This window comes from Pseudomonas sp. GXZC, assembly GCF_026967615.1.
GTDB classification, from domain to species: Bacteria; Pseudomonadota; Gammaproteobacteria; order Pseudomonadales; family Pseudomonadaceae; genus Aquipseudomonas; species Aquipseudomonas azotoformans_A.
This window is the reverse complement of sequence record NZ_CP114115.1, coordinates 2,058,711-2,075,674: the sequence shown is the minus strand read 5'-3', so window position 1 is coordinate 2,075,674 and position 16,964 is coordinate 2,058,711. Positions and strand designations below refer to the sequence as shown.

Here is a 16,964-nt window from a genome sequence, read left to right as displayed (position 1 = left end):
CCTATTAAATGTTAGTTCTTTTGAAAACGAAATCGGGAACTGCCTTTATTATCAACATGATGAAACGCCAAAACCCGGGAACGTAGAGTGTGTTGTTCCGCTTATTAATGCCTTTGAGAATTAACTTTGCCACTTGCGTAGGGTCGGCAACCAACAACTTCGGCAACGCCAGCCCCTGGGTCATCGGTGTATCGACAAAACCTGGTTTAATGGTAATGACATGCACCCCCACATTGAACATCCGCGCGCGCAAGCCCTCACAAAATGTCGATACGGCCGCTTTAGCAGTGCCGTATAGATAGTTTGAAGGGCGCCCACGATCTCCAGCCACAGAGGAAATGACCGCCAGGGTGCCACAACGCTGGACCTCAAACTGGTTGGCCAGGACGGTTAGCAAGCTAATCACAGACACGCCGTTATTGGTTAGCTCATCAAGGGCAACAACGACATCTTGCTCACACTTTTTCTGGTCCGGCAGCGTACCGTGGGCGATCAGAGCAACGTCAATCTGCCTCATGGCGGCGATGCAACTTTCCAGCATAGGACCATGGGCTGCGAAGTCCGTCGCGTCCATACAATAAAAGGCAACCGCTTTCGCCCCACGTGCCGTCAGGTCCGCCTTGACTTGCTCAAGCTTTTCAACGCTTCGAGCAACAAGAAAAAACTCGCATCCCTGCTCGGCCCACGCACGTGCACACGCACTGGCGATAGCCGAGGTCGCGCCGATAATCAGTACTCGCTTCATTCGGTAACTCGTTTCCAGAAATGAGAATTCAGTGATGGATCCCGCAGCGCCTCCAACTGCTCCCAGGCCGGGTACGCACGGCGAAAATCAGTCCCGCTCATGTGCGCGTCTTTAGCCGGGTACAAGCGCCCTCCCGCCTCGTGGACAATGTGATCAAGCTGCAAAAACAACTTTTCAAGACCCTGCTTTTGCGGGAAGTCCAGTGCAAGGGAGGCTCCCGGCAATGGGAACGACAACAAGCCCGGGGACTTGATGTCACCACAACGCTTGAGAACCGCCAAAAACGAACCGTGCCCCGCTTGCGCGATAGTCGCCAGTACCTCGTGCATTGCTACATCAGCAATGGCATCAGGGATTACGCATTGGTACTGCTGAAAACCACGACGACCGTACACACGGTTCCAATGCAAAATGCGATCCAGCGGATAGAAAAAGGGCTCATAGCTGCCACGAACATGTTTCGGTTTATCTGGATGAACGTGCCAGTAGGCCTGGTTGAAAGCCTGCAGCGACAGGTGGTTAATCAACGAAAGCGGTGGCGTAAAGGGGACACGCAGCTTACTGCGAGTGCCGACGTCCAAAGAGCCAAAGTCCGCGTGGTCTCCGACAATGAAAACGCCTCGTCCTGTATCCGCACCCTTGGCCAGGCAGTCAATCCAAGCGACGCTGTACTCATGCTGATGATCCAACTCAGCCGATAGCGAGAAAAACTCGGCAAGGTTGGAGAACCTTACGACAGAACTGTTTATTTGACTGGCACGGATAGGAATCAGCTGAATGCAGGCCCAAGAAATAATCCCCGTGAGGCCCAAACCGCCAATTGTGGCGCCGTAAAGTTGCACATTAGAGGAGGCGCTACAAACAATCGACTGTCCTTCTCGCAACAAGCCGAAGCTCAAGACATGCTTGCCGAAAGTACCACGGACATGATGATTCTTGCCGTGGACATCGTTGGCGATTGCGCCACCAAGCGTGACAAACTGCGTACCGGGAGTTACCGCAAGAAACCAACCACGCGGGATGGCAATCGCCAAAATTTCCGCCAAGGTGATTCCCGCCTCAGCGCACACTGTCCCAGCCTCCCAGTCGGCGTCGATAAACCTATCGAGCCCACGCATGCGCAACACGTGATCACTGCTTGCGAGGCAACTGTCTCCATAGCTCCGACCATTGCCATAAGGCAACGTAACACCATGCGCCCCTCTGACTCGCTCCATCAGCTGAGGCAAATCACCGCGCCAATTTGAAGAGTGACCCGATTGCGGTTTATCAGGGAAATTCCCCCAGGAGTAGAGTGGTTCGCTCACGCTGCCACCCAAAAAACCAGGCAGAACAAAGCCCCCACTACAAGGCTGACCCGATCACGGATCGCAAAGACCACCGGATCATCATGCATTTGGCCACGATGGGTCAGCATCCAAACACGCGTCACCCAGAAAAGCAGGAGGGGGCAGGCCAACCAGATCACTTGAGGGTGGGAGTACAGAATCGTGGTCGCCTGGTCATGGATATATAACGCCAGAACCATCACTGACAGGTAGCCAGAGGATGCGCCCAAGGAGGAAATCATCTCCAAGTCTGCGGGATAGTAACCCCGTCCACGTGTCTTTTCCGTACGGCCGTGAGCCCGTGCTTCATGCAGTTCGGCGTAGCGCTTGACCAACGCCAGGCTCAGGAACATGAACATGAACATGGAGAAGGCCAATACCCAGAACGTCAACTCCAAGCCGAACGCAGCTGCGCCTGCAATGATTCGTAGCGTGTAGAGCGCCGCAAGGGCAATGACATCCACTGCCATCTGGCGTTTCAGATACAGCGAATAGACGAGGGTCAGAATATAGTAAGCCACCAGCGTTCCGCTGAAACTCCAAGGCAGTAGAATCGCAGCGCCACCAAACGCCGCAGCCAGGAGCAAAGGAAACGTGAAAATCCCAGTTCCTATCGATAACCTTCCCGAAGCAAAAGGCCGGTGGCGTTTGGTTTTGTGGTGGCGATCATCCGCCAGATCGAGCAGATCGTTGAGCAGATACACACTTGAGGCACATAGCCCAAAAAACACAAACGCGAGGACGCCTTGCCATAGCAACGCCAAATTGGTCAGTTGATGTGCAGCCAACAATGGCACGAAAATGAGCGCATTTTTCATCCACTGGTGAAGGCGTAAGGCCTTAAGCCAATCCCTGAAGCCGGTGCGGTTGGTGACGATGACCTGTTCGACGTTTCCGTGCGCCCTCGCCCGCGGTTCGACACGCGCCTCTGGATTCACAAGGTAGGCTTTGCGCGAAACACGCCATACCGCCAGGTCATCCAGGGAGTTGCCCAAGTAATCGAAACCGCCCTCACCGTACAGGTCAACCAAGACGTCGCGCTTGCTTTCGGCAGACAGGTTACGATCAGCATCGGTTGCCAAAACAAGGTCGAATAGCTGCAAGTGTTCCGCGATCCGGTCAGCCAACGAATGATGACTCGCCGTTGCCAAGACAATGGTACGGCCGGAGGAACGCTCCGCCTTGATCAAATCGATCACGACGGGGTCGTAAGGTAGGGTGCTCACGTCAATATGTGCACCTAACGCCAGGCCTTCCTTGAGAGCTGCTTTTCCTTTAAGCAACCAGCGAAGGGGACTAAACAGCTTCGTGGGCTGGTTCCGTATAAACGCCATGCCGGTTTCCAGCAACATGTCAGAGCGGAGCAGCGTTCCGTCGAGGTCAACAACAAGAGGGGGATTGAGGGGGTCCAAAATAGCTGGTTCCTGAGGGTTGGCCAGACAGCGGACTGCACCAACAAAGTGAATCCAAACAGTAGAAATCTAAAAACGCGGTTAACGAGAGTCCATCAGGTGATCGCGTGCGCGAAAACTAACATGCCCCCAAGTATTCGGATAGTTATTGCCTCCTTGCGGCCTTAGAAAAGCCCCTCCATGAGCACGCACAGGTGTGTTGTCATCGACTCCTGTGCGCGGCGTTTTTTGTTAGCTGGTGTTGCTTGTGTGCGAAATACCTGTGAAAAGCATCGAACGTCCCCTATTAAAAGGACGTCAAGGCCCAACTCAGCGATAAATTCTTTCATGAGTCACACGCCGATCAGAGCTCAATCAACTCGACTCAGCACGCCCTCTCTTTCTCCAGCCTTGTACTTCACCGCCACGAATAACAAGGGTATGTAAGCGATGATCAGCCCGAGTGCTCCGTCTATCAGTTGGAACGAAACGGCGAACGCCAGTGGCAGCAGCCAGAAAACGTTAATCAGTCCCACAGCGACCGTCACTGGCAAATGGCCCCGGAAGTGCCGAGAGGCGTACTGATACGCATGGCTACGATGAGCTTCATAAACTTTATCCCCGCGGATAAGTCGACGAGCCAATGTAAAGGTCGCATCAACAATAAAAATGCCAAGCATGATAAGCCAAGCAAAGAAAAATTCACTGCCCGACCAGGCTGCTTGAAGCGTGAAACTACCGATGACAATCCCCAGGAATCCGCTACCCGCGTCCCCCATAAATATACGTGCGGGTGGAAAGTTCCAATATAGAAACCCCGCCACGGCAGAGGCAAGCAACAGAGGCGCCCAGATAAGCGACTCCTCGCCGCGGAGAAAGTAAATCAGCGCAAGTCCTAGGCAAGCACAAATAGCCTCAAGGCTGGCAATACCGTCAATACCATCCATGAAATTATAGAGATTGAGCATCCACACCAAGTATAAAACTGCCAGTGCATGGCCAAACCAACCTAACGCGATTGTGAACCCAAACGCATTGATCACGGGCAGCCCCTGGATCCAGAACAGTGCCCAAGACGCGGCAAAAAAGTGCCCCAAAAGTCGCCAACGTGCAGCAATATGACCGTGGTCATCCATAAAGCCGATGACAGCTACCAACAGCCCCGCACCAAGTAACGCCAAGCACTGCGCAAGACTCGCCAATTGAAGCCCCGCTATCAGCGCCAACGCCACGCCAAAGACGATCACAATCGCTACCCCCCCTCCACGAGGTGTTGGAACTGTATGAGAACTGCGGGCGTTAGGCACATCAATGATGCTTCGGTGCAACGCATACTGACGCAGCAGCGCGGTCAACCCCAAAGAAGCCAAGATTACAACGGGGAGGATATACCAGTACTTCATTCAGTTTTTCTCGGCCAGAAAGTGTCGCGCAGTGACGTCAAGGGCTTGATCAAGGGTCACGACAGGCGTCCAATTCAAAAGTGTACGAGCCTTGGATATGTCGACCTGAAGAGAACCACAAAGGCGCTGCGCAAGCGCTGGTTTTCCAAGCAATGCCGCGGTGGCTGAAAGTACCTTGCCAGGAACGGGAATGAGCCGGTCTTTAACATTCAACGCACGGGCTAGCCTGCGCAACAATTCCGTCGTAGAAACATCCTCACCGTCGCTTATCAAAAATGTCTGATTAGCCGCCGCCGGATGTTCTATACACATCACCACCAAACTAATCAGATTCTCTATCGCAACAAAACTCCGAAGGTTTTCGATGGCTCCAAATGGCAATGGAATCCCTCTCTTAACCCACTTCATCATTGTTTCAAAATTTGCTTTGACGCCCGCCCCGTAGACCAGCACGGGACGCAAAATGACGACTTCGAGCCCCGTTTCGGCCGCGACGACTCTCAAGGCTTCTTCAGCCTCCAATTTCGACACACCGTAAGGGTCGGAAGGTGAAGCAAGGTCCGTTTCAAGGTAAGGTTGACCTGGCTTTGTGTGCTCACCGTTCACCTTGACCGAACTGATAAAAACAAAACGCTTAACGCCCGCCGCTGCTGCACTGCGCGCTAACAACACAGTCTGCTCGACATTCACCTGTCGAAAAGCAGCTAGAGGGTCCAACGACAGCTCATTCATCACATGCACACGGGAGGCTAAATGGATAACGGCTTCAACCCCCCTGAATCCAGAATAGTGAGGGGGTAGGCTCAGGAAGTCGGCCAATACCTGATAGTCAACACCTCCCACCGGATGTTCGGGTAGGCGCCGTACAAGCGCACATAGTTCATAACAAGAGTCTTCTGCCAGCATCTTAACCAAGTGACCGCCGACAAACCCGCTGCTGCCAGTGACCATTAACCGGGTCGTCATTTTTTGCGCCTCATCACCGCCAATACCAAACAAAATGTGCCGAAAACAAATTTGTCGCGCACGCGTCGACGACACTTCGAAGCGGATAAAGCCAGCCTGAGCAGATCAAAACGCCCTAGACCAACCCAGCGACGCACAAAGGGGTCTGATGATAGCCCTACCAGTCCTGCGATCAGTGCCGCTTGATTGAGCCACCACCCATCAAAAACCTGTGCAATTCGTTTTCGGAACGCGGTAGCACCACTGTTGACGCCTACCTGGTTACCGCCATGCTGGCGGTAACGCATAAAAGGTTGAGCATCGATTATCCACTTAAACCCCTGAGCACGAGTGTAAGCATAACAATACCAATCATGCAGCGTGACGCCTTGAACCTCGCTGTATCGATGACGTATATGCGTTTGCAGTTCCAGGAATAAGTGGCGTGAAAAGACATAAGTACAACCTGGTCCCGCGGCCTCGAACAGGTGATCGTATTCGACTTGCGGCTGCGACTTGACGACAACGGATTCACGCCCATCAGGCCAAAACGCGGTGACATTTCCTGAATAACCGTCTGCGCCCGCAGTGCGCATCATTTTCGCCGCAACTGACAGCTTGTCCGCTTGCCAAATATCGTCCTGGTCCGCAAATGAAAAAAAATCGCTACCTTCATCAAGGCTCTCATTGATCAAATGAAAGAAATTGCGTGCGGCCCCCCCGAACTTTTTACCGTGCGCAAGGCACTTAACTCGTGAATCACGCAGACATAGCGCATCAACCCATGCCTCCGTACCATCATTCGACTCGTCAACGCTGATCAATAGGGAAACAGCCACACCTGTCTGCGCCAGGATCGAATCAACCTGCTCGGCGATCCAGCGCATTCCGTTATAAGCAGCGAGTAGAACCTGAACCCGTGGTTCCATCAGCACACCCCTTCGATGCTTGCCCAATGACCCACTGATCCGTCCAGCGCATTAACACACTTCATTCATCGCACCCCGCCCAGCTTCTTCTGCCAGCCATGACAGATACCACGGACCATCATCTTGAAAGAAAGAAGTCGATTCTGATCGATCACTAGATTCACGAAAAATCTAAGCACAAGTGCAGACAGCATGCGCTTCTTCCAACAAACCGGCGTATGACTCATGCGGCAGACTGCAACTGTATTACGGAAGAAAAAATAGCGGCGCACGGGGGAGTATCTAAAAAAATTCAACCCGAAAAATTTGACTGGCGGTGCATCAGACAGGGCATGGCCCATCTCGACATCAAGACAGCCATAAAGACTATAACCATGATCCCTTACTCGGAAACACCATTCCGTATCGGTAAAATCGACGAACATACCTTCATCGTAATGTATACCCTCCCTCCATGCCTTCGTATTCACGAACATTCCAGAGGTGATAAGAGCATCTGCCTTCACTAGCCCATGCTCGTCATCAGAAGCGAAAACAGCCTGTATTTTATTATCGACAGAACGATAAAACGGGAAGTTTACTTTTTCATCACCTCTTCGATCAAAAAACACCGGACTGACGGCGACACAGTTGGGATCCTGATTAACTGCGTGAAGCGTTGCGCGATGGAGGCTACTAATAAGGTCGGGGGCAGCATGACTATCCTGATCGAACGTGACCACGTAACTCATGTCCGCTGCGACCGCTATATTGAATCCTATATTTAACGCAGCGCCCAACCCCTCATTACCATTAAGCGCAACATAGTGAACGCGGGCACGAATTCCTGGAAAGTCCTCGAGATAAGCTTCGCTCCCGCCATTATCAATCAGCACCAACAATTCTACCTGCTGAACCAGAGAAGCCAGCAAATCACTAAGCACTTTTATGTCTGGATTATAACCAACGACTACTGCAGCAATACTATTCAACGCTCCCCCTAACCTCAGCACAAACTGGCACCGGCTTTTGAACGCTTATGAGCATCGACCAATACCATAGAATAACAAAAAACCCGAATGAATTAAATAGCACAGGATTACTCAAAGACACCAACACATACATGAACATGATCAACCGATTGGATGACATGTTTGTATTTGAAACGTACTTGGTTTTCGGAAACAAAAAGGCAGCGAACAAAACCGTAGTCAAGGGAATACCCACATAACGGATAGAGTCCAACAGGGTGATTTCAGTTTGGGACACAAGCCGGCCATAGCCTTCCGTATAAAAATAGGAACCCAACCCATTGCCAAATATCAACATCTTCCAATCTGCAACTTCTAAAAACGAGAGTACATGACCAATTTTGATGCTATTTGATTGTTCGCCGGCGTTAAAGAAACTGGTCTGGACTACGAGATAATCTAAAACAAAAGCAAGTAGGGGAATAGCCACCAATAGTAAAATCAGACGTACGCCCCATCGCTTCTGATAAAAAAACAAAACGAACAACGCAACCACTGCCATCACCATCAGGCCGCGAGATGCCGAACAGATGATAGCGACGAGCATCACAACAACCAGCGATAAGGGCAGGAGTTTTCGACTTTTCAAAAAATCCAAAAAGAACATGGACAAGGGTACTAATAAAAACGGAGTCGACCTATGGTGAAGCATGAACATATCCAATCCACCAAAATCCCTCACCCCATAAAAACCGAGATCATTAGCGATATAAAAATTAAGTAGAAGAGTGCTGAGCGCTGAGTCAGGCGCCAACATCACTGAGAACGAGAATATGCACATCACCGTAGCAAATAGCGCCCCGATCAGTCTAACTGTAAACCCCATATCCACATCGAAAGCGTAAATCACATATATCAGAAAAAGCGAAGTAGACGCGAGCAGCATTTGACGCGCCAACTCGGGATCAGCACCATTAACCTCACCCAGCAAAAATCCATACAGGAAAATCATGAACACTAATACGGGCGCAAAAATCTTCACCGGCCGACTTATTAACGCACAGATCGAAAGAAAAAAAAGCGGTATAAAGATAAGCTTATTCAGCACAAAGACGGGCAACAACACCGTCGCAAGTCCGTACAATAACACCAGACCGCCTATGAGACGCCTAAGCATGATATGCCCTGCCCGTTGAGGAAATAACCGATCTCACCGACGTATCCCAGCGAGCAACATCTTCATTACCAACTTTATTTGTTTGTTTAACGACAGCGCCAAAAGCAATCGCAAAGACAACTTTCTTTGCAGCCTGAAAAACACATCGAAAGAAGAGACTGCCACATCTACATTCAAGGACCTGCCGGTGTTTTCGAAAAAATGATCACTCCCCTCCCAAGTACTTACCGCATCGAATGGGTTCTCGGAAACAGCGTCTTCATCTAGACACTTCAAATACCTGGTTTTTACCGCCTCGAAAGAATTGACTAACTCTATCGCCAGGAACACATCATCCGCATATTGGTAATTCGCGATTGACGCCATCACACCATCGATACTGGACCGCTTCAGTCTATCAGCGGATGAGTAGCCTTGGAGGGGAGCGAGAAGGCCTACACACCGCCGCCCCTTGATAAACTGCTCTGCAAATGCAGTGCCTCCCGGTAATGGATGGCTATCGACGTAGTAGTCCGCCTGACTGACCAGTGCTCCATACTCTTTAAAATTCAAATGCGACCTGATTTCCAGCCTCGAACGATACTTTAACTTTAGAGGCCACCACCAAAAAGACGTTCTAATATCGGTACCAATAATTAAAAACCTAGAGCGGGGGTAATCATCAAGAATCCGCGATATCAGTGCAAACATATCAGCGCCCTTTCTAGGCTTATACTTTATATCCGATCCTGCCGAGATGAAAAGCAACTGATCATATGGTGAGGGCCTCAAGTCAGCTGATTTTATTGCCTGCTGTGTATCAACGGGAATACCTAGAAAACTTTTCTGCCCTGCAATAGTTTTTGTCAAATCAAAGCGACGCCCATGCGCACTGAGTTCAAAATAGAAATCCGCCACCACTGTCCCGTAAGAAAAAACATGGTCCGCATGATTCACAAAAAACACGCTCAAAGGCGCAATACGTTTCGCAATACCGCATGCGACTACCACCGCGATGTCATCTGGATGGATGTGCAGAACGACTTTTTGATAACCGCATAACAATGTCACCATTTCCACCAGCGCATCGCAAATTTGCTTGGAGGCGATGACCATCGTCCTATGAAAGAAACTGGAGACATGATGTTGAGCTTCACGAGATGCCGACCTGGAAATCAACAGGTCAGCGGGAGCGTCTTGCATCCCAGCAAGCCGTTCCATAAGCCGCGTATGCCCCCCTGTCATAAGAGGCTCGGTGATCACATGTAAAACACTGACACTACCTTCAACCCTCGGACCGAGAGGCAGATCAGCTAGGCGGGCACAACGATCAATTAAATCGAGCTCAACCCCAGGAGCGTCGTGAATACCGACGTCAGCAAACCAGAGTAAATTACCGTAGGCTTGGGCCAGCTCTAACGCTTGGTCAAGGTCAGCGGTCTCACGAATGGCAACCTGAAACTCCTCAAATACTTTTTTCAACCCGAAATTCCCGATTTCTCATGAAAGTGATCATCCAGCCTACGGTAGACACATACATACATTACCACGCAATATAGCGCATAGTTCAAAGCATATGCCCAAGTCACCGCTTCAACTCCCCACCAGTGGCTGAACAAAAGGGTAAGTAAATACAGAGAACCACAAAATATGACTTCAGTCGCGATAAACAACTTCACCATTGCGCGACTCAACATGACATACGCCATAATCCAACTAAAAATTTTCAAACCGTCACCGACAATTTGCCCTGCAAAAAACATTCGCACTGGATAAAAATCGGCAGAAAATAATATTTCTACGACGATGTCGCGCAAAAAATACATCGCCCCCCCAGCGAAGACGGCCAAGGGGAATAAAAATTTATAACCTTGCCTCACTTCTTGTCTAACATCGAAGGCTGTCGTGAGCTCTGAAAGCTTCGGTAGATAATAAACACCCAGGGTCGTGGTAATGAGCATCAAATACGCAGCACTCAACCGCCACATTGCTTCCCAGTAACCCGCTACATCCCATCCATATGTCACCCCTATATGATTCCTGATAAGAATCTGCGCAGTCGGAACGCAAGCAGCAGACACCAACGCCATCACGAAAAATGAAAAAAGTTTCTTAGCAATACTTAAGTCAGGCCACCCGAACAAATAAGAAAGCTTAAACCAATTTGTTCTAAGGCATAGGAATAATGTGACAAAAAAACTGATGGATTGGTAGATAGCAAGCGCAACCAACGCACCAAACAAACCGTAACTTACCGCCAGGTAAAAGGTCACACAAAAGGCAAATAAACTTCCAGAAATATTTGCCACCACATACAGAACCACCGCCTTCTTACCATTCAATATCGCCAGCAGCAATATATTTAATGAGAAAAAAACAACAACACCGGCAAACCATATGAAAACGGCACCAAGCTCTGCGCTTTTCAAAAACAAGACGCCTAGCTCTTTATTGTAAATTGCCACGATCACAGCGACAATAAAACTCCCCGACATCGCGCAAAAACCGGCGGTCCTCCATAGGCGAACCTGCCGACTAAAGTCATTGTGATATTCGGCAGTGTATTTAACTACACCATTACTGATTGCCCCCCCCGTAAAAACCGTGATGACTTGAAGCGCATTTTGAAACTGTCCGATTGCAGCATAACCAGCCGGCCCAACATAGATAGCCAATACCTTATTCAATCCCAACAAGGTCAGCATCTTGATAAGAACGGCAACACCATTAAGCAGGCTGGTTCGCACAAGATTCATGGCATGACCGGCTGAAAACTATTACACGCCGCGACCACACGTCGCGCCTCTTCAAATGACAACGTTGGACCGATGGGCAAGCTGAGAATACGGTTGTGTATCCGGGTAGCGATTGGCAGCGATTGGTCTTTGAACTCAGCGTATGCCTGCTGAAGATGAGGTGGGATGGGATAGTGGATCAGTGTCTGAACACACTCCTCTGCAAGATGGGCTTGAAGTGCGTCTCGATGTTCAGATAGCACGGTGTAAACATGCCACACATTATCGTCACCTGAGTCTTGGGCAGGCAACACAATCGCAGGATTATTAATTTCCTCGCCATACAGCTTGGCGATCAGCTTGCGATGCTCTGTCTGAGTATCCAGATATTTGAGTTTCACCATCAGGCACGCCGCTTGAATTTCATCCAGACGACTATTGACCCCGCGGTAGATATTTTTATATTTCTGATGAGACCCGTAATTACCCAAAGCCCGTATTGTCGTAGCCAACGTTTCATCATTGGTCGTTACCGCCCCAGCATCGCCTAAGGCACCCAGGTTCTTGCCGGGGTAAAAACTGAAGCCCGAAGCATCGCCCCAGCTGCCCGCTTTCTTGCCATCAAGGCTCGCACCATGAGCCTGCGCGGAATCTTCAAGGACCAGCAAGCGATGGCGCCGAGCAAGCTCCATAATCTTTGGCATGTCGGCAAGACGCCCATACAAATGTACCGGCAAGATCATTCTGGTTTTTTGTGTGACCGCTGCGGCCGCATTCACAGGGCAAATATTGAACGTGACAGGATCGGGCTCAACCAGTAGCGGCACCAACCCATTTTCGGAGATGGCGAGTATGCTTGCAATGTAGGTATTAGCGGGCACCAGGACCTCGTCCCCGTCCTTCAAATGCCCCAATTCCTTCCAAGCGCGAATCACTAACACCAACGCGTCAAGACCGTTGGCAACACCGACACAATGACGAACACCACAATAAGTAGCAAAGGCCTGCTCAAAAGACCGAAGCTCTTCTCCACCAATATACCAGCCAGAGTCCACAACACGCGCGCAGGCCGTAATTAGCTCATCGCGATGAGCATTATTTATAGCCTTCAAATCCAAAAACTTTATCATAAGAACACCCACCACTTTAAACTGACAAACGGCTGTAAATTGCTGTTCAAATCACGTCGATTTCTGACGCACCCAAGAGTTCCTTGAATGCTGTATAGTCACGAATATAGTCGCGCTCGTCATACACTTCGCTGGCCAATACCAACAGCACACAGTCGGTACTAAATTCATGCATTTCGTGCCAAATCATTTTATCAATGACTATAACCTTATCCGGAGAGTCCAACCAAACCTCCTCCTTGAGGCTGCCGTTATCCAGCTTCATCAGGCAGCGCCCTGACACACAGACAGCGACCTGCACAAGTTCCCTGTGTGCGTGAAACCCCCGCGGCACACCCTCTTTAGTGTCTGTAAGGTAATAAACTCTTTTGATGTCAAATGGAATATCATTTTTATATTCCAGCGCTACCAAATGCCCGCGGTCATCACCCTTTGTCTTAACATCCAAAAACTTGATCATGCTCATCGCTGCCGCTCCGGTAAACGCTCACTGGTGGATATCTCGCCGCTTCTTTGACTTACCTTATCCACCTGCATCGGGCCGGTTTTTACTGCAATTCCGAAACGTCTTGAAAAAAAAATGTAATACCTCAAGAGTGCTGCATTAATTTTGCAGAAACTTGAATGCCTATGCGCCTCAAAAAGCTCCTGTATGAACGCAAGAATGCCGCGCTCAACCAAACGGCCTGGATTTTCACCTTCAGACTTTTCCCACATGGCATGACCTCGCGTCAGGCCGTCCAAATAAGCGCGTCCACCGCAAGCAAGCTTAATGTGATATTGCCTGTCATCTGAAGAAAATATCGTTGATGCAGGCCAGTCCCCACAAGCGAAGCTAATCGACTCCATTCGCCTGACCACACCTTGCGCTACAGGATACGGGCGAGGGCCAGGCTCTCCAGCAGACGCTCTGCCTTGGTGGTGAATAACCATCATGTATCTAATGATTCCTTGATATCCGTGTCTCCGTGCACAGCCATGCGGCCTGTTTGCCGCAATAATAGTACGCAATGGTGGGTATTATGCCTCACAAAACCTCCCTCATCTTCTATTGTGATACGCGCGTTACCCAGTCGTTTCCCTGCCCCCCCCTCTTAACACGTGACAGCAAAGGCGGAATGAAAACGATGAAGCTGCGTACCTCGCCAGCTTTGCAGATCCCCGCCACTGGCGGTGGCGGGCCGTGTGAAAGGAGTACAAACCGTCATCTGCCTAGCGTCTAGGCGGACATGAAGGAATGGATAGCGCTCAATCCTTGTGCTAGGTACGAAGCACGCTTTGGATAACAAGGGCTTCAAAAAAGCCAATCAACTGCAAAAACCTACCCACCCAAGCCCTGCTCGGAAGGACGCTCACATCCTACGGTACACACCACTGTAAGCTTGTCGTCACGACCATTACAGCCGTACCATATCCGCGCCTCAATCACAGCATTCTAAATGCCCCCCCCCAGAAAATTGCATCGTTTTTTTCAAGGAGTCGCCGCTCGACACAACTAAAAAATGAAACGGCCCGATTTCCGGGGCCTCCACGGAAATACATGAACATCTCACCCTCTCACCAAAATCGGCCCCGTCCCACATGATCTTCAGCTCATGGCAATTTATACTTCTATTCCTGCCAATCTCATTTTTTGTGTACTTCTGGTTAAACCGGAAGCGCAAGATCATTGGCGGAAAAATATGGTTGGTGTCCATCAGCCTGATTTTCTACGCTTACTGGAATATTTACTATCTGCCATTGATCGCGGGTTCGATCTTCATAAATTTTGCAATTGGAACAAAACTATCCAAAGCACAAAGCCATGAAACGAGTGAGCATTCGTACGCCCAACAACAAAAAAGAGCCAAAACGCTTTTAGCCATTGGTATTACAGCCAATTTATTGCTACTTGGCTACTTCAAGTACACCGACTTCCTGATCGAAAATATCAATTGGGTGTTCAGCACCGACTACGCACAACCGCATATCCTTTTGCCGCTCGCCATCAGTTTTTTCACGTTTACACAAATCGTATACCTGGTTGACAGTTATCGCAGGGAAACAGCGGAATACAATTTACTGAATTACTCCCTCTTTGTTACCTTTTTCCCACACTTAATTGCTGGCCCCATCGTACATCACCGCCAGATAATGCCGCAGTTTTCCTCGCGCTGGACACTGCTGCCTAGGTACACCAACATTCTGAAAGGACTATTCATCTTTGCGATTGGACTATTCAAGAAGGTTGTAATCGCTGACAGCTTTGCGGTTTGGGCCACCGCCGGGTTCGACAGTAGCCAATCGCTTGGATTTTTCGACGCCTGGGCGACGAGTTTATCCTACACATTCCAGCTATATTTTGATTTTAGCGGTTACTGCGACATGGCCATTGGCGCATCACTTCTATTCAATATCTGGCTCCCGATCAATTTCAACTCACCCTATAAAGCACTCAACATTCAAGATTTTTGGCGACGCTGGCATATTACCCTGAGTAACTTCCTGCGCGATTATCTCTATATTCCCCTAGGCGGAAATCGCTCTGGCGAAGCTCGGACTTATTTCAATCTGTTTGCTACGTTTGTCCTCGGCGGCCTGTGGCACGGCGCCACATGGATGTTCGTCATTTGGGGTGCCATGCATGGAGCCGCCTTGGTCACGCATAGACTCTGGACACGCCTGCGCTATCAAATGCCAGCCGCGCTCGGCTGGCTCCTTACATTCATGTTCGTAAACGCCTCGTGGGTATTCTTCCGTGCCAAGACAATGGATGATGCTGTGCGCGTATTTTCAGGCATGGTGGACTACCGCTCCGCCGCCGCCCAGACAGCTTCAATTCAGACTTCCGACCTGGCATGGAGTGGACGACTCTTTGATTCCGCTCTAAGTATCGTTCCAGCCAGCCTGATAGGCACGCTTCCTATCTACCTATGCATTTTTGCTGCCTTTATAATTATTGCTCAAAAAAATTCTATCGAAATGCTAAACGGGAAAATGCACCTCATGAAATTGACGTACGGTGCCGTTACCTTCGCAATAGCAATGTGCGTCATGTTTTCCGCCACCAGTTCAGTCTTCCTCTATTTTAACTTTTGAACATGACTATTATGAAACGAAAACTGACCACCTTTTTATTAATAGTTTTTATCGCCATGATGGTCATACCAGCGATAAACATTATTACAACCCATGGCATTACAACGAAGCAGCTTCGAAAAAAATCGTTCCTCTATAACATGGATATCATTTCAAAATGGACGCAAGAGATATTTTATCCTTTGGGAGTAAGCATTCACTCCAGCCAAGTAATTATTGGATCAAATGACTGGCTGTTTCTGGGTGACGGATATGATAGAACACTGTCCGATGACCGCCGTTCGGCAAACGAATCAGACAGCGTTATAGCCACAAAAATCAGCGAAGCTAATAACGCGTGGAATGATTACCTTACCAAAAAAGGTATAACGATTTTCAAAGTAATGGTTGGCCCCAACAAAGGGAGCATCTATCCTGAGCACATGCCAAGCTGGGCAAGGCCCGCTCCTTTTAATCCAACTGAAGCATTGTTCGCAGCCACCGGAAAAAATCGCTACATCGATCTCAGGCCGCCCTTACTGGCAGGAAAAAATATTCATCCAGAAGTGCTTTACTACAAAACAGACACGCACTGGAACTACTTGGGCGGCGCCATTGCGTTCCACGCATTCGCTCAACAAATCGCACAAGCTGCCCCTGAGCTACAATGGCCTTCCGAAAGCGCGTACGCCCTCGAAAGAATGGACATTAGAAGCGGAGGTGATCTATCGAATTTTTTACGATTGAGCGCAAATACCACTGATGAACTGCCAATCATTAATGTATCTGACCGCCCCATAGAAACAACACAATCTAATTTTTATACAAAAGACGTAATACACCAAGGAGGCAACCCCTTGGTCGACCTAACTTTCACCCCTACTCTAGTAACAAGCGTAGGCGCTCTAAATCACAAAAAGGTTCTTTGGCTGAGGGATTCGTTCGGCGGCGCCTTGTCTCAATTGATGGCCGCAACATTTGACAACGTGCTCCAGATTCATTGGAGTGAAGCGCTCAAACCGGACGGCAGTTTCGCTCAATTGGTTGAAGATTTTAAGCCGGATTATGTTTTTATCACGGTGGTTGAGCGCGCCGCCAGATCCCCCGACTTTACTGTGTACCCACCCGACTTCTCATCTTCGGATCCAGCAATCAAAACGGTCCGCGCCCCAACCCCTTCAAGGTAGGCGAGCTT

Annotated in this window: 15 protein-coding genes; 2 read left to right on the top strand and 13 right to left on the bottom strand. The window is 49.6% G+C overall.

The window, feature by feature from the left end; all coding sequences use genetic code 11:
- Positions 1-4: 4 nt before the first annotated feature.
- The 13 genes from OZ428_RS09900 to OZ428_RS09840 form a co-directional block, all read right to left on the bottom strand.
- Positions 5-745 carry an SDR family oxidoreductase gene (locus OZ428_RS09900; protein WP_269133250.1) on the bottom strand — a complete coding sequence of 247 codons (741 nt, stop codon included), beginning with the start codon at positions 743-745 and terminating at the stop codon, positions 5-7.
- The gene (locus OZ428_RS09895) at positions 742-2,052 is read right to left on the bottom strand and encodes an FAD-binding oxidoreductase (protein ID WP_269133249.1); all 1,311 of its coding nucleotides are present in this window, start codon (positions 2,050-2,052) and stop codon (positions 742-744) included. The genes OZ428_RS09900 and OZ428_RS09895 overlap by 4 nt, the downstream gene beginning before the upstream one ends.
- Positions 2,049-3,425, bottom strand: a complete 1,377-nt coding sequence (locus OZ428_RS09890) for a UbiA family prenyltransferase (protein WP_269134167.1) — start codon at positions 3,423-3,425, stop codon at positions 2,049-2,051. The genes OZ428_RS09895 and OZ428_RS09890 overlap by 4 nt, the downstream gene beginning before the upstream one ends.
- 410 nt (positions 3,426-3,835) lie before the next feature.
- A complete protein-coding gene (locus tag OZ428_RS09885; protein ID WP_269133248.1) occupies positions 3,836-4,867 on the bottom strand; it encodes an MraY family glycosyltransferase in 1,032 nt (343 codons plus the stop codon).
- Positions 4,868-5,833: a UDP-glucose 4-epimerase family protein gene (locus OZ428_RS09880; protein WP_269133247.1), complete on the bottom strand. Its 966-nt coding sequence runs from the start codon at positions 5,831-5,833 to the stop codon at positions 4,868-4,870.
- Positions 5,830-6,741, bottom strand: a complete 912-nt coding sequence (locus tag OZ428_RS09875; protein ID WP_269133246.1) for a glycosyltransferase — start codon at positions 6,739-6,741, stop codon at positions 5,830-5,832. The genes OZ428_RS09880 and OZ428_RS09875 overlap by 4 nt, the downstream gene beginning before the upstream one ends.
- 65 nt (positions 6,742-6,806) lie before the next feature.
- The gene (locus OZ428_RS09870) at positions 6,807-7,712 is read right to left on the bottom strand and encodes a glycosyltransferase family 2 protein (protein ID WP_269133245.1); all 906 of its coding nucleotides are present in this window, start codon (positions 7,710-7,712) and stop codon (positions 6,807-6,809) included.
- The gene (locus tag OZ428_RS09865) at positions 7,705-8,868 is read right to left on the bottom strand and encodes a hypothetical protein (protein ID WP_269133244.1); all 1,164 of its coding nucleotides are present in this window, start codon (positions 8,866-8,868) and stop codon (positions 7,705-7,707) included. The genes OZ428_RS09870 and OZ428_RS09865 overlap by 8 nt, the downstream gene beginning before the upstream one ends.
- 33 nt (positions 8,869-8,901) lie before the next feature.
- Positions 8,902-10,329 (bottom strand): hypothetical protein, encoded by a 1,428-nt coding sequence (locus OZ428_RS09860; protein WP_269133243.1) that lies wholly within the window; start codon positions 10,327-10,329, stop codon positions 8,902-8,904.
- A complete protein-coding gene (locus tag OZ428_RS09855) occupies positions 10,326-11,603 on the bottom strand; it encodes an O-antigen translocase (RefSeq protein ID WP_269133242.1) in 1,278 nt (425 codons plus the stop codon). Before OZ428_RS09855 ends, OZ428_RS09860 begins: the two co-directional genes overlap by 4 nt.
- Positions 11,600-12,712: a DegT/DnrJ/EryC1/StrS family aminotransferase gene (locus OZ428_RS09850; protein WP_269133241.1), complete on the bottom strand. Its 1,113-nt coding sequence runs from the start codon at positions 12,710-12,712 to the stop codon at positions 11,600-11,602. Before OZ428_RS09850 ends, OZ428_RS09855 begins: the two co-directional genes overlap by 4 nt.
- A 46-nt stretch (positions 12,713-12,758) precedes the next feature.
- Positions 12,759-13,178 (bottom strand): sugar 3,4-ketoisomerase, encoded by a 420-nt coding sequence (locus OZ428_RS09845; RefSeq protein WP_269133240.1) that lies wholly within the window; start codon positions 13,176-13,178, stop codon positions 12,759-12,761.
- Complete coding sequence (locus OZ428_RS09840; RefSeq protein WP_269133239.1) at positions 13,175-13,648, bottom strand: hypothetical protein; 474 nt, start codon at positions 13,646-13,648, stop codon at positions 13,175-13,177. Before OZ428_RS09840 ends, OZ428_RS09845 begins: the two co-directional genes overlap by 4 nt.
- Before the next feature lie 753 nt (positions 13,649-14,401).
- Here OZ428_RS09840 and OZ428_RS09835 point away from each other — a divergent pair.
- The gene (locus tag OZ428_RS09835) at positions 14,402-15,790 is read left to right on the top strand and encodes an MBOAT family O-acyltransferase (RefSeq protein WP_269133238.1); all 1,389 of its coding nucleotides are present in this window, start codon (positions 14,402-14,404) and stop codon (positions 15,788-15,790) included.
- 11 nt (positions 15,791-15,801) lie between these two features.
- Positions 15,802-16,956: an alginate O-acetyltransferase AlgX-related protein gene (locus tag OZ428_RS09830; protein WP_269133237.1), complete on the top strand. Its 1,155-nt coding sequence runs from the start codon at positions 15,802-15,804 to the stop codon at positions 16,954-16,956.
- Positions 16,957-16,964: the final 8 nt, after the last annotated feature.

What these genes read in the sequence shown, in the direction of transcription:
- OZ428_RS09880 (WP_269133247.1), bottom strand. Translation starts at nt 5,833, where the DNA reads ATGACGACCCGGTTAATGGTCACTGGCAGCAGCGGGTTTGTCGGCGGT.
- OZ428_RS09900 (WP_269133250.1), bottom strand. Translation starts at nt 745, where the DNA reads ATGAAGCGAGTACTGATTATCGGCGCGACCTCGGCTATCGCCAGTGCG.
- OZ428_RS09845 (WP_269133240.1), bottom strand. Translation starts at nt 13,178, where the DNA reads ATGAGCATGATCAAGTTTTTGGATGTTAAGACAAAGGGTGATGACCGC.
- OZ428_RS09885 (WP_269133248.1), bottom strand. Translation starts at nt 4,867, where the DNA reads ATGAAGTACTGGTATATCCTCCCCGTTGTAATCTTGGCTTCTTTGGGG.
- OZ428_RS09890 (WP_269134167.1), bottom strand. Translation starts at nt 3,425, where the DNA reads ATGTTGCTGGAAACCGGCATGGCGTTTATACGGAACCAGCCCACGAAG.
- OZ428_RS09865 (WP_269133244.1), bottom strand. Translation starts at nt 8,868, where the DNA reads ATGCTTAGGCGTCTCATAGGCGGTCTGGTGTTATTGTACGGACTTGCG.
- OZ428_RS09850 (WP_269133241.1), bottom strand. Translation starts at nt 12,712, where the DNA reads ATGATAAAGTTTTTGGATTTGAAGGCTATAAATAATGCTCATCGCGAT.
- OZ428_RS09855 (WP_269133242.1), bottom strand. Translation starts at nt 11,603, where the DNA reads ATGAATCTTGTGCGAACCAGCCTGCTTAATGGTGTTGCCGTTCTTATC.
- OZ428_RS09830 (WP_269133237.1), top strand. Translation starts at nt 15,802, where the DNA reads ATGAAACGAAAACTGACCACCTTTTTATTAATAGTTTTTATCGCCATG.
- OZ428_RS09875 (WP_269133246.1), bottom strand. Translation starts at nt 6,741, where the DNA reads ATGGAACCACGGGTTCAGGTTCTACTCGCTGCTTATAACGGAATGCGC.
- OZ428_RS09840 (WP_269133239.1), bottom strand. Translation starts at nt 13,648, where the DNA reads ATGATGGTTATTCACCACCAAGGCAGAGCGTCTGCTGGAGAGCCTGGC.